The organism is Bacillus sp. AF62 (genome assembly GCF_050312695.1).
GTDB classification, from domain to species: Bacteria; Bacillota; Bacilli; order Bacillales; family Bacillaceae_G; genus Bacillus_A; species Bacillus_A cereus.
Genome location: NZ_JBNPJZ010000047.1, coordinates 94,067 through 107,283 on the forward strand (window position 1 = coordinate 94,067; position 13,217 = coordinate 107,283).

Sequence of the window (13,217 nt, forward strand, 5' to 3'; positions counted from 1 at the left end):
TTGTAGTAAATCTTACATATAAAGCAAATTACTAAACTTTTTACAAGAAAGGGTGTAGAATGGGTATCTAAAGAAAGAAGGTGTGAAAATGGCCAGCTGGAAACGGAATTTAATGATTTGTTGGCTAGGTTGTTTTACCACTGCAGCCGGTATGAGTTTAGTAATTCCTTTCTTATCTTTTTATATTGAGGAATTAGGAGTAACTGGCACTTCAAGCATTGCACAGTGGTCGGGACTTGCATTTGGTGTAACATTTTTAATGGGTGCGATCGTATCACCAATATGGGGGAAGCTTGGTGATATACATGGACGGAAATTGATGCTTATTCGTGCTAGCCTTGGTATGGCGATTATTATGACGCTTATGGGATTTGTAACGGATGTGTATCAACTAGTCGCACTAAGATTTTTAATGGGAGCAGTATCTGGTTTCCTTTCAACAGCGATGACATTTATTGCAGCAGAAACTCCGAAAGAACATTCAGGTTGGGCGATTTCCACAATTTCAACTGGTGGTGTGAGCGGTTCGTTACTTGGGCCGTTACTTGGAGGTTATTTGTCTGAGTTAATTGGAATGCGTCATGTCTTTCTTGTTACAGGAGCTTTTTTATTCCTTTCCTTTCTCATCGTTTTTTTCTTCCTGCATGAAGAAAATCACTCTGCTCAAGCAAAAAAAACACAGCCGAAAAAAGTATGGACGATGGTCCCAGCGAAGCATTTAATTATTAGTTTATTTGTAACAACATTTATTATTCAACTTGCTAATATGTCAGTTCAACCCATTGTTACATTGTACGTGAAAAATTTAGTAGGTCCTCATACTGCACATATTGAAACAATTGCGGGAGCAGTTATGTCAGCGACAGGATTAGCAGTTATTTTGGCAGCACCAAGACTAGGAAGATTATCAGATCATATCGGTCCTCAAAAAACGTTAGTTGTAGCGTTATTTGCAGCAGGAATTATTTTTATCCCGCAAGCATTTGTAACCTCAGCTTGGCAACTATTAATTCTTCGATTTTTATTAGGTATCGCCCAAGCAGGATTATTGCCTTCCGTACAAACTCTACTAAAACAACATACACCAACCCATGTTACGGGACGAATATTTGGATATAATCAGTCGTTTCAGTTTTTAGGAAATATGATTGGTCCAGTGCTCGGGGGACAAATTGCAGCGCATGCAGGCTTCCAATATGTTTTCCTCTCTACATCATCACTATTATTTATTGCGTGTATTTGGGTTTATTTTCATAATAAGAACGAAGAAGTATCAGAGAAACAACGTTTGGAAGTTAGTTAACTAAGTGAATGAAAAAGAAAAAGGATGAAGCAACATGTGCTTCATCCTTTTTCTTTAAAATCGAAGACAGAGATAACTTAATGTACCAAGCTCATAACTACGGTGAATGACTTCACCGCTATTCTCGCCACTTCCCATTGCAATAAACAAAGGAACAAAATGCTCTGCTCTTGGTACTGCTAATTGTGCATGAGGAGCATTATTCTCCCAATTAAACAATGCATCTTTATCGTTATTCTGCATATGTTTAATAATCCAATCATCAAATTCAATTGCCCATTTTTCAGGAGTAGTTTGATTCCATTTCAGTGCTCGTAAATTATGAACGGTAACGCCACTACCGATTACTAAAATATCTTCTTGTCCGAGTCCTTTAAGTGCTTCTCCAATTTCAAATTGTTCTTTTGCAGAAAGGAATGGATTTACTGATATTTGCACGACAGGAATATTTGCTTCTGGATACATGCGGTCCAGGAGTGTCCATGAACCATGATCTAAACCTCTCGTCATATTATGATTGACTGGAATACCTTTGTTTCTAAATTTTGTTTCTAACATAGATGCAATGCTAGAAGAGCCTTTCGCACGATATTTGATTTCGTATAACTCAGGGGGGAAACCTCCAAAATCATAAATTGTTTCATACTCGTTATCTGATGAGGAAATCGTTAATACTTCACTTTCCCAGTGAGCAGTGAAAATAACAATTGCTTTCGGTTTATATGTTTCTCCAAGTGTTTTTAAAAATCGTGTATAGTCTGTATCTTGAATAGCGAGCATAGGCGAACCATGTGCTAAAAATAGTGATGGCATCATAATAGTAGAAACCTCCTAAAAATTATATAATTACTTTATGTAAGTAACTATATAATTTTATTTTTGATTCGTCAAGAGATTAGTTTGAAAGCAAGTCTGAAAAATACATCATTTGTCATAATGAAAGCAATTACATATAATATAAAATAAGAAAAGTGAATGGATATTCATTTTTCTTAAAGGTATACATAATAAATTTGGGGGCTGACGAAATGAATGTACAGGAAAGTTTCGTTACGGCATTGGATGGATCGGAAATTTATTTGCGTAAATGGTTACCAGAAGGAGATCCGAAAGGAATTATTCAGATTGCACATGGCATGACAGAGCATGCAGGGGTGTATACAGAATTTGTAGATGCTTTATTGGAAGCAGGTTATGGTGTTTATGCGCATGATCATAAAGGACATGGGAAAACAGTAAAAAAAGAAGAAGATTATGGTCATTTTGAACCGAATATAGGGTGGAATCAAGTTGTATCGGATGTTATCTTTGTTTCAGAAAGGATAAAAGAAGAGCAGTCAAGTCCTTTGTTTTTACTTGGACATAGTATGGGTTCTTTTTTATCAAGACGTGCTGTACAACTTAGAGGCGAATTATATGATGGATTTCTGATTTCAGGAACAGGTGGAAATCCAGGGCTTTTGGGAGCTATTGGTCATAAAGTAGCAACAATCGAAATGAAATTGCGCGGGGCAAAAACGAAAAGTCCAATGTTAAACTTTTTATCTTTCGGAAACTTCAATTCGAACTTTAAGCCAAATCGTACAAAATTTGATTGGTTATCTTCAGATAATAATCAAGTTGATAAATATATTGCGGATCCGTTATGTGGTTTCATTTGTACGACGAGTTTTTACCGAGAATTATTTTCTGGTGTATTAGAAGTAAATAAACTAGAAGAATACAAGAAGACGCCAAAGAATCTTCCAATATATATATTCTCTGGTGATCGTGATCCTGTTGGCGATATGGGGAAAGGTGTAAAAGAAGTATATGAAAACTATAAAAAATGTGGTGTGAAAGACGTGACACTACGTTTATATGAAAATGGTAGACATGAAATGTTTCATGAAGTAAATAAGGATGAAGTATTTAAAGATTTAATTTCGTGGTTAGATGCGCATAATAAATGAGAAAGATAATCCCAAACTGTTTGTAGTTTGGGATTATCTATTATACAGAAATAGGGGCAATAAATTCTTAAATTCACTTTACTTAATAAAAAATAAATCTTATTCTATATAATTAAACAGATAGCAAGCTCTGTGTAAGTAAGGAGATGAATGTATGAGATTTGGAATTATCGGTCCATCAGAAGATGAAATTACGCCTTTTATTGAAGAAATGTCTAATAAGGAAATAACGAATCTTGCGATGTTAACATTTCACAGTGGGAAATATGAGAATGTAGAAGTTGTTGCCTTATATTGTGGTGTATGTAAAGTTAATGCAGCTATTGCAACTCAAATATTAATCGATAAATTCAATGTAACGCATATTATTGTCACAGGTGTTGCAGGAGCAATCGACAAAGTATTGAAAATTGGAGATACAGTAATTTCAACAGAAATAGCATATCATGATGTTGATGAAGGGATATTAACTGAATATCATCCTTGGATGGAAAGTGTATATTTTAGAACGGATAGAAACCTGCTTGAATTAAGCAGAGAAGTGGTTGAGAACAATCAATTCGCTCAAAATGTTTATTTTGGAAAAGTTGTTACTGGAGAAGCGTTTATTAGTGAGAGTGGTCGTACAGAAATAATCTCTAAATACAATCCACTTTGTGTAGATATGGAAACTGCAAGTATAGCCCACGTCTGCTATGCAAATACGATTCCGTTTTTAGCAGTGAGATCAATAACAGATACAGAAGAAGCTTCTGGCATAGAAGTGTTCGAAGATAATTGTGTATCTGCTTCGCATAATTCAATTTATTTTGTTAAAAAGTTACTAGAGTCGTTAAAAAAATAAAGAAATATTGTATGAGAGGAAACCTCACTTTTCTGAAGTGAGGTTTTTTGTAGTAACGAAGTAATAGTGAATAAAACTAATTTTAAAAGTAACTTAAAATCAAACTTTTTATAAAGCAACAGATGCCTGTTCATAATAGTAGTATAATAGTGAATGAGGTGTTAATAGAATGGAAGATAGAACGTTAGGTTTATTACTAGATGTTGTTGGGGAATTATTTTCAGATGAAATTTCAATTGCTGTTTCGAATACGAAAGAATATATTTATTATCGGCCAAGTAAACGAATTGATTTAAAGATTAGTGTCGGGGATCCTATAAAGGAAGGAACGATTGCTCACAAAGCGATGGTGATGAATCAAAAAACATCTGAGTTTATGAATCGGGATGTTTTTGGTATTCCTTATCATGGAATGGCTGTACCATTTTCAAACAATGGAAAGCTTGAAGGGTGCGTAACGGCAATTTATCCAGCTTTAACGGATGGAAAGTCAGTCGTTACTTTAAAAACAACAGATGGCTGGATTCCAGTTCCTTTTTCAAAGGTTATGTATTTAGAAGCTAAAGATAAAAAGACGTATGTGAATTCAGAAGAGTTATCAGGAACACATAAATACTCTCTGCAAGAATTCGAATACTTGCTTCCTAAAGATTCATTTATTAGATGTCACCGTTCGTTTATTGTAAATGTTAATCATATTAAAGCGATTTATCCTGATACCCATTCTACTTTTGTACTTTCGATGGATAATGGTGAGAGAGTACCAGTTAGTCAATCATACGCTAGTTATTTCCGTAAGCTTCTAGGATTCTAAATTTTTCTGCTTTAGAACCTAAATTTGCTGTTCTGTCTGAATTTTCGGCATTGTATACTAAAATCCCTATTTTGATAGTGTTAATGTGTAAAATAATTATGAATATTCAATAAGAGAGGGATTACATATGGAGAATAATTTAGATAGAATCAGAGATCAGCGTCTAAAAAATCGGGTAGTTACACCTGAAGAAGCAGCTTCCTGGATTCAAAGTGGAATGACTTTAGGCTTAAGTGGGTTTACACGTGCAGGTGATGTAAAAGCAGTCCCATTTGCGCTTGTAAACCGAGTTAAGAATGATGAATCTTTTAAAGTAAATGTTTATACTGGGGCTTCTTTAGGCTCGGATGTAGACAAATTATTTGCTGAGGCAGGAATTTTAGGGAAAAGATTACCTTTCCAAGCTGACGCGACTATGCGAAAAGGAATTAATAATGGAGACTTTTTATTTGTGGATCAACACTTGTCTCATACAGCAGAGTTACTCCGTGCTGACGTTTTGGATATAGATTTCGCTATTTTGGAAGCGGTTGCGATTACAGAGGACGGAATGATTATTCCAACCACTTCAATTGGAAATTCCTTAGCGTTTTCCTTAAATGCTAAGTCTATTATTATTGAAATGAATATGGCTCAATCCGCGCAATTAGAGGGGCTACATGATCTATATGAACCAGGTAAACAAGGGGAGAGGCTTCCAATTCCGCTTGTGAAAACAGATGACCGAATTGGAACAATCGGTATTCCAATTGATCCTGAAAAAGTAAAGGGAATTGTGTTTACGAATCAATTGGATTCGCCATCGACAATTGTTCCTCCGGATGAAGAAACTGTTATTATGGCACAGCATTTAATAGAATTCCTTCGAGAAGAAGTCAAAGTAGGCCGATTAACAAATCGTTTAGCGCCGTTACAATCAGGAATTGGTTCAGTGGCTAACGCCGTATTGCATGGAATGTTAGATTCAGAATTTGAAGATTTAGAAGTATATTCCGAGGTTTTACAAGATGCAGTTTTTGATCTTATGGATGCTGGAAAAGTCAATTTTGCTTCTTGTTGTTCTATCACGCTTTCTGAAGAGAAAATGCAACAAGTATTTTCTAACTTTGAAAAATATCGTGACAAATTAATGATGCGTCCACAAGAGATTTCCAATCATCCTGAAATTATTCGTCGCCTTGGATTAATCTCAATTAATACTGCATTAGAATTAGATATATACGGAAATGTTAACTCTACTCACGTTTTAGGTACAAAAATGATGAATGGTATTGGTGGGTCTGGCGATTTTGCAAGAAATGCCCGCCTAGCTATCTTTGTTACTAAATCGATTGCGAAAGGTGGTAACATTTCAAGTATCGTTCCTTTCGTTTCTCATGTAGACCATACTGAACATGATGTAGATGTTATCGTCACTGAACAGAGATATGCCGACTTAAGGGGACTTGCGCCAAGAGAAAGAGTGGAACTTATTATTGAGAATTGCGCACATCCAATGTATCGTGAACAGCTACGAGCTTATTACGAAGAAGCAAAAATAAGAGGTGGACAAACTCCTCATATTTTAGAAAAAGCTTTTTCTTGGCATACGAACTATGCTAAAAATGGAACAATGCTTGAAGCGGTAGTAGAAACTGTATAGGTTTGTATCGTACGAAATAGTAAAACGAATGAGTGAGCTTGAAGATTAAATTTTAGAAAAAGAGAACGCCAACTTTTATGGATGGCGTTCTTTTTCTTTAAAAAAATTGTTGAAAATCGTATTGATTATAATAAAGATTTATAAAATTAATTTCTAATTTATGGAAATTAAAGGTTTTTTTGAAGTGCTTTCCGAATCAGTTTAGTAGTGTACATATTGAAAGTGAGGAAAAAGAATCATGAAGATAAGAGAAGCATTATTAAGTGAAGCAAATGAATTAAGCGAACTCGCACTACATTCAAAAGCAACGTGGAATTATAGTGAAGAATTCATACTTGCTTGTAAGGAAGATTTAACAATTACGGAAGAGTACATAAAAAATAATTTTGTATATGTTTTAGAAAACGATAATGCGAAGATTGGTTTTTTCTCATTTTTACGTAATGATAAAGCTCTCGATTTCTTGTATATTCATCCTCATTACAAAGGAAAAGGTTACGGGAAAATACTTTGGGAGTATGTAATAGAAAAAGCCAATGAATTAGAATTAAAAAGTTTTACAATTGATAGTGATCCGAATGCAAAAGGATATTACTTGAAAATGGGAGCACAGTTAATAGGAGAGACACCATCAACTGTCTTTAAGGGTCGTGTACTGCCTCTTTTGAAATATGATGTGTAAAACTATTAATAGTAGGGGAAGATTAGAATGGATGATGTAAAGGAAAAAAGAATATATGAAGCACTAATAAAATCGTGGACAATTGAAAACCCAGCAAAGGGACAATGTGGTGTTACAGCTCTTGTCGTTCAAGACATATACGGAGGAGAAATTAAAAAGACAAAAGTAAGAGAGGTATGGCACTTTTATAACTTTATAGATGGGCAGAGATTTGATTTTACAGAGACTCAATTCAATGGGAAATTGAATTATATGGATGAAAAGTCAAATCGGGAAGAAGCATTTGCAGATACAAATGAAAAGCAATATAGCATTTTGAAGGAAAAAATAACAAAAGAATTAAAATTATCTTTTGACTCTTAATCTTCAATAAGTTACTATAATGGTGGTAACTTATTAAAGGGAACTTCATAGAGTTGAAAGGGGAAATATTTTTGAAAACAACTTATGTAAACGCTACAATTGTAACGATGAATGAACAAAACGAAGTGATAGAAAATGGATATATCATTGTAGAAAATGATCAAATTATAGATGTAAAGAGCGGAGAATTCGCTAATGATTTTGAAGTAGATGAAGTAATTGACATGAAAGGAAAGTGGGTTTTACCAGGGCTTGTAAATACACATACACACGTTGTAATGAGTCTCCTAAGAGGTATTGGAGATGATATGTTATTACAGCCATGGCTTGAGACGAGAATTTGGCCACTGGAAAGTCAATTTACTCCAGAGCTTGCGGTAGCTAGTACGGAATTAGGATTGCTCGAGATGGTAAAAAGTGGTACAACATCATTCTCTGACATGTTTAATCCAATTGGAGTAGATCAAGACGCAATTATGGAAACGGTATCAAGGAGCGGGATGCGAGCTGCTGTTTCAAGGACTTTATTTAGCTTCGGAACGAAAGACGATGAAAAGAAAGCGATTGAAGAAGCTGAGAAATATGTGAAACGTTATTATAAAGAAAGTGGCATGTTAACTACGATGGTTGCACCACATAGTCCATATACATGTAGTACAGAATTGTTAGAAGAGTGCGCACGGATTGCAGTAGAGAATCAAACGATGGTTCATATCCACCTTTCTGAAACAGAGCGTGAAGTACGTGATATTGAAGCACAGTACGGAAAACGTCCAGTAGAATATGCAGCGAGCTGCGGATTGTTTAAACGCCCAACAGTTATTGCACACGGTGTAGTATTAAATGATGATGAGCGTGCATTTTTAGCAGAACATGACGTTCGAGTAGCTCATAATCCGAATAGTAATTTAAAACTAGGTTCTGGTATAGCGAATGTAAAAGCGATGCTAGAAGCCGGAATAAAAGTAGGGATTGCAACAGATAGTGTTGCGTCTAACAATAATTTAGACATGTTTGAAGAACTGCGTATAGCAACTTTATTGCAAAAAGGTATACACCATGATGCAACAGCATTACCAGTTGAAACAGCTCTTTCTCTTGCGACAAAAGGAGCTGCGGAAGTAATAGGCATGAAACAAACGGGATCACTTGAAGTTGGTAAGTGTGCCGATTTTATTACGATTGACCCGTCTAATAAGCCGCATCTACAACCAGCAGATGAAGTGTTATCACACCTTGTATATGCTGCGAGTGGTAAAGATATAAGCGATGTAATTATTAACGGAAAACGTGTCGTTTGGAATGGCGAATGTAAAACGTTAGATGAAGAGCGTATTATATTTGAAGCAAGTCGTTATAAACGAGGTTTACAAAGATAGGTATTTTCAGGATGTGGAGAAAGTCTTCTCCACATCCTGTTTTTGTGTCTGAACCTTTTTTGTGCCAACATTGATAAAAAGAGGGAACGGATATTTTTAAATGATAACCATTCATGAAATAATGATATGTTATAATTTTCATAATATATATGCAAAGAAGGGATGGAATGAGCACACAAATTAAGGTGACACCGGAACAATTAGAACAAGCTGCTAAAACCGTAAGAAATGCGAGATCATCATTAGAATACATACATAAAGATTTATACTCTTAAACTGAATTTATAGCTTCTCGGTGGAGCGGAGCAAGCAGTGATCGTTTCTATCAGATGTTTAATGAAGCAAAGCCAATGATGTTTAACATTTTGCAAGAATTAGATAAAATCGCAGTAGAATTAGAACGTGCAGCTGTTAAATTTCGAGAAGCGGATGAATTGTATGGTGGGAATTTAGTTGACTCTGATATTCAAGAAGGAGCCATGTGTGGAAAACTCCCTCCAAAATCAGAAGAGTCATTTTTGAATAAAAAGGATTTAAATGCTGCGTGGACTGGTATTTCTACTGGTTTTATAGATGGTGCTGTAGATGCATGGGAAGGATTTGTAGCTTTAGGAGATGAAGAAACCTGGTTAAATATGCGAGATGCGATTGTAAACTATAGGGAGACTCTTCCTGCTGCATGGAACACTGTATCAGATACATTTATGAATAATTTTTGGAATGGAGATCTTGAAAGCAGAGAACATTATGCAGCTTACGCAGTCACTACACTACTAACAGGCTTTGCTGGTAGCAAAGGTCTAGATAAAGTAGGACAAGCAGGTAAGGTAGCTGCTATTACAGGTTTTACTAAAGGAAAATCACTTGTAATTAATTCCCCGGCATATAGAAATGCATTACACATATTAAATAACTATGAATTTAAGGGGGGTAATCATCTTTCATATGCGGGAGTCGGAAGTATTCAACAGTACTTGCAGAAAGCAGCCCCATATACTTATGAGGGTCCAAATGGTCCGAAAACAATAAGGTTAAGATTGGGTGAGTTAGCGGGAAATAAACATCCAGTTACAGGAATTCCGTATGATTTAGATGGTTTCCCTATTTTTAAACCTGTTTCTGAAGTTAAATTAAAAGAAGCAGATTTTAAAAAATCTAGACCAACACATGATAGAATATGTAGTAAAGCATTATACGAACAAATAATGAAAGACCCTAAGTTAGCTGCAAAATTCACAGAAGAAGAAATAGAGTTATTTAAGCTAGGCGAGGTACCAGAGAATTATACATGGCATCATCATCAAGAAGCAGGACGAATGCAACTTGTTGATTATGAAACACATAGGAAAACAGGTCACACTGGTGGATATAAAATTTGGGGAAAAGACAGCGATAAGTAAGGAGGAGTATATATGAGCAACGTTACTTGGATTGGAGTAAATAAAAAAGAAATTACAGATGAAAACATTCAGAAAGTAGAACAATATTTCAATATTAAATTCCCTATGGATTTTATAGAATGTGTAAAAAAATATGATAGTGGCTATCCAAGACCCAAAATATTTGATGTACCCGGACAGGATGAGAATGTATTTAGCAAGCTTTTAACTTTTGATTTAGAAAGTAGAAATTCAATCATCCAAGTTTATGATGATATAAAAGATAGATTAGCAAATAAAGTATATCCCTTTGGTAAGGATTCATTTGGGAATCATCTGTGTTTTGATTACCGTAGCAATCCCGAATCACCAACAGTAGTATTTTGGGATCATGAAGAAGAAAACATAGAGGAAGCAATATATCCTGTTTGCTCAACATTTACAGAATTGCTTGCTAGTCTACGTGATTTCGAAGAAGATTGAGGAAACTAAAAAACGGCCTAGAATTCTAGACCGTTTTTTTATGATTTACTAATTTTCCAACCATCATCCGTTTTCTCTAGTTCAATTACGATTACTTTTTTAGGATTACCTTTATATACAGCATTAACAGTTACTGTAGCAATTTCATTTTTCTCTTCACTTTTTTGGATTTTATAGTTTTTAAGATCTTTGCTAACTGATTTCATTAGATCTGTATTTCCCCCCACAAAAGCAACGGTTTTCTTCGCTTCAGGAGTGAATAACTCTCTGAAATCTTTTGCGTTTCTTTCGTTTTCATCTTCTTCAGGATCATGATTATTTTCACATGCTGTAAATACGCTGTGAGAAGATACACGAGTAATTAAAATTAAAGATGAATGGCCAGTTGGATATTTGGGGATTATAACCAAAAAATTCACCTTATTATTTTATATGTGTTTTTTGTTGAAAATCAAAAAGATTCCAAGATAGTCCGTACCCTTTTAAAAAAAACTTTTTTCTTGAACGAATAAATATTCAAAAGAATGTCGCATCTTTCTGTTAGTATTTCTGCTATAATATATTACGCTTTATAATATTTTATATTTAAGGAGAACAACTCATGAAGCGAAAAAAGAGCCATTTAATGGTAATGGCACTTGTTACATCTTTATTATTAACAGCTTGTAATAATAAAGCGGATAAAAGTGACATAGAGGTTAAAAAACAAGTGTTAAATGTAACAGTGTTAGAAGAAATTCCTTCTCTGGACACTGTGAAAACAACAGATGGTACATCAGCACACATTATGCAGAATATATTTGAAGGGTTATATGTATTAAACGATCAAGATCAGCCTACTCCAGCCATAGCAAAATCGTTTAAAAGAAGTGAAGATGGTAAGAAATATACATTTGACTTGCGTAAAGATGCAAAATGGTCAAATGGGGATAATGTAACAGCAAATGATTTTATATTTGCTTGGAAACGTGCAATTAACCCTGAAACAGCCTCTCAATATGCGTCCATGCTCTTTTATGTAAAAAATGCGAAAGAGATCAATAAGGGAACAATGCCTCTTGATGCACTTGGGGTTAAAGCGATAAATAATTATACGTTAGAAGTTGAACTCGAACAGCCAGTTCCGTATTTTTTACAGTTGTTAGCACTACCTATATACTTACCACAGCATGAATCATTTTTGAAAGAACAAGGAAACAATTATGCATTGGAACCTAGTAATCTCATATATAACGGTCCATTTGTATTAGAAAAATGGAAGCATGAACAAGAGTTTCAATTAAAGAAAAATACTACATATTGGGATCGAAAGAAAGTGAAATTAGATGAAATAAACTTTCATATCCTAAAGGATACAATGACAGCTGTAAATTTATATGAAGCCGGAGATTTGGATCGAGTACCTATTAATTCGCAAGTTGTAGACAAGTATAAAGGGAATAAGGAATTACATATGTCGAGTGATCCTGGAATTGCTATGCTTCGTTTTAATGAAAAAAATAACGCGTTAGCAAATAAAAAGGTGCGTCAATCTATTTCATTAGCGTTAAATAAAGATGATTTCGTTGCTCACTTTATTAATAACGGAGCAAAACCTGCAAGTGGACTTGTACCAGTTGGTCATGTAAATGAAGTGACTGGTAAAGATTTTAGAAAAGAAAATGGAGATATTTCCTCATATGATTTGCAAAATGCGAAAAAACTTTGGGAAGAAGCGAAAAAAGAGCTTGGGGTAGAACAAGTAAACCTAGAGTTCTTAACGTTCGAACAAGATAATGCAATACGTATGGCAGAATATATAAAAGGTGATTTAGAGAAGAATTTGCAAGGGTTAACGATACAAATTAAACAACAGCCATTTAAGCAAAAATTACAGTTAGAACAAATAGGTGATTACGATATAACTATGGCAAATTGGGGACCTGACTATAAAGACCCAATTAGTTATTTAGAGTTATTTACGACAGGGAATCCGAATAATAAAATGAATTATTCTAATGTTCGTTACGATGAATTAATAAAGAAAGCGAAAACGGATTTTATACTAGATACGGAAAAACGATGGGAAGCGTTGCGAGAAGCCGAGCAGGTATTATTAGAAGATGCAGCTGTGGCACCGCTTTATCATATTGGCTCAGCGTATGTACAAAAGGATTATGTAAAAGGGATTGAAAAACATCAATTTGGTGGTATTTATACTTATAAGAATGCTTATATTGCTAATGAATAAATAAAAAAAACCTTACTTTTTAAAAGTAAGGTTTTTTTTACAGGGGGCAGGGAAATCCTTTGGTGGTGTTCCCTGCATATAAAGACGATAAATGCAAAATTGTAGGTACACATTCATAAGAAGTTGCAACAAATAAGATTGAGCAG

The 13,217-nt window shown here is 34.7% G+C and carries 12 protein-coding genes and 1 pseudogene; 11 read left to right on the forward strand and 2 right to left on the reverse strand.

The window, feature by feature from the left end; genetic code table 11:
* Positions 1-88 precede the first annotated feature (88 nt).
* On the forward strand, positions 89-1,303 hold the full coding sequence (locus ACQRBL_RS08760) for a multidrug efflux MFS transporter (protein ID WP_000179302.1): 1,215 nt from the start codon (positions 89-91) through the stop codon (positions 1,301-1,303).
* 54 nt (positions 1,304-1,357) lie between these two features.
* Here ACQRBL_RS08760 and ACQRBL_RS08765 read toward each other — a convergent pair whose 3' ends face one another.
* Entirely contained in the window at positions 1,358-2,119 is a 762-nt protein-coding gene (locus ACQRBL_RS08765; RefSeq protein ID WP_411995705.1) for a DODA-type extradiol aromatic ring-opening family dioxygenase, read from the reverse strand.
* Positions 2,120-2,331: 212 nt separating this feature from the next.
* Here ACQRBL_RS08765 and ACQRBL_RS08770 point away from each other — a divergent pair, with 212 nt between their 5' ends.
* The 9 genes and pseudogenes from ACQRBL_RS08770 (at position 2,332) to ACQRBL_RS08810 (ending at position 10,841) form a co-directional block, all read left to right on the forward strand.
* On the forward strand, positions 2,332-3,255 hold the full coding sequence (locus tag ACQRBL_RS08770; protein ID WP_097961800.1) for an alpha/beta hydrolase: 924 nt from the start codon (positions 2,332-2,334) through the stop codon (positions 3,253-3,255).
* Positions 3,256-3,409: 154 nt separating this feature from the next.
* Complete coding sequence (locus ACQRBL_RS08775) at positions 3,410-4,099, forward strand: 5'-methylthioadenosine/adenosylhomocysteine nucleosidase (RefSeq protein ID WP_016082075.1); 690 nt, start codon at positions 3,410-3,412, stop codon at positions 4,097-4,099.
* A 169-nt stretch (positions 4,100-4,268) separates the two neighbouring features.
* Positions 4,269-4,913: a LytTR family DNA-binding domain-containing protein gene (locus ACQRBL_RS08780; protein WP_000390211.1), complete on the forward strand. Its 645-nt coding sequence runs from the start codon at positions 4,269-4,271 to the stop codon at positions 4,911-4,913.
* 127 nt (positions 4,914-5,040) lie between these two features.
* On the forward strand, positions 5,041-6,555 hold the full coding sequence (locus ACQRBL_RS08785) for an acetyl-CoA hydrolase/transferase family protein (protein ID WP_411995704.1): 1,515 nt from the start codon (positions 5,041-5,043) through the stop codon (positions 6,553-6,555).
* A 238-nt stretch (positions 6,556-6,793) separates the two neighbouring features.
* Positions 6,794-7,237 carry a GNAT family N-acetyltransferase gene (locus ACQRBL_RS08790; protein WP_000701895.1) on the forward strand — a complete coding sequence of 148 codons (444 nt, stop codon included), beginning with the start codon at positions 6,794-6,796 and terminating at the stop codon, positions 7,235-7,237.
* A 27-nt stretch (positions 7,238-7,264) separates the two neighbouring features.
* The gene (locus ACQRBL_RS08795) at positions 7,265-7,600 is read left to right on the forward strand and encodes a YunG family protein (RefSeq protein ID WP_023521666.1); all 336 of its coding nucleotides are present in this window, start codon (positions 7,265-7,267) and stop codon (positions 7,598-7,600) included.
* A gap of 53 nt (positions 7,601-7,653) precedes the next feature.
* Positions 7,654-8,979: a bifunctional S-methyl-5'-thioadenosine deaminase/S-adenosylhomocysteine deaminase gene (locus tag ACQRBL_RS08800; protein WP_141538344.1), complete on the forward strand. Its 1,326-nt coding sequence runs from the start codon at positions 7,654-7,656 to the stop codon at positions 8,977-8,979.
* Between the two features lie 167 nt (positions 8,980-9,146).
* Positions 9,147-10,379: pseudogene (locus tag ACQRBL_RS08805) on the forward strand (WXG100 family type VII secretion target).
* A gap of 12 nt (positions 10,380-10,391) precedes the next feature.
* A complete protein-coding gene (locus tag ACQRBL_RS08810) occupies positions 10,392-10,841 on the forward strand; it encodes an SMI1/KNR4 family protein (protein ID WP_411995703.1) in 450 nt (149 codons plus the stop codon).
* A gap of 38 nt (positions 10,842-10,879) precedes the next feature.
* Here the strand turns inward: ACQRBL_RS08810 and ACQRBL_RS08815 are convergent, their stop codons facing one another.
* Positions 10,880-11,209 carry a DUF4878 domain-containing protein gene (locus ACQRBL_RS08815; RefSeq protein WP_043924778.1) on the reverse strand — a complete coding sequence of 110 codons (330 nt, stop codon included), beginning with the start codon at positions 11,207-11,209 and terminating at the stop codon, positions 10,880-10,882.
* A gap of 233 nt (positions 11,210-11,442) precedes the next feature.
* On the opposite strand from ACQRBL_RS08815, the gene ACQRBL_RS08820 reads away from it, so the two are divergent.
* Positions 11,443-13,071: a peptide ABC transporter substrate-binding protein gene (locus ACQRBL_RS08820; RefSeq protein ID WP_411995702.1), complete on the forward strand. Its 1,629-nt coding sequence runs from the start codon at positions 11,443-11,445 to the stop codon at positions 13,069-13,071.
* Positions 13,072-13,217 lie beyond the last annotated feature (146 nt).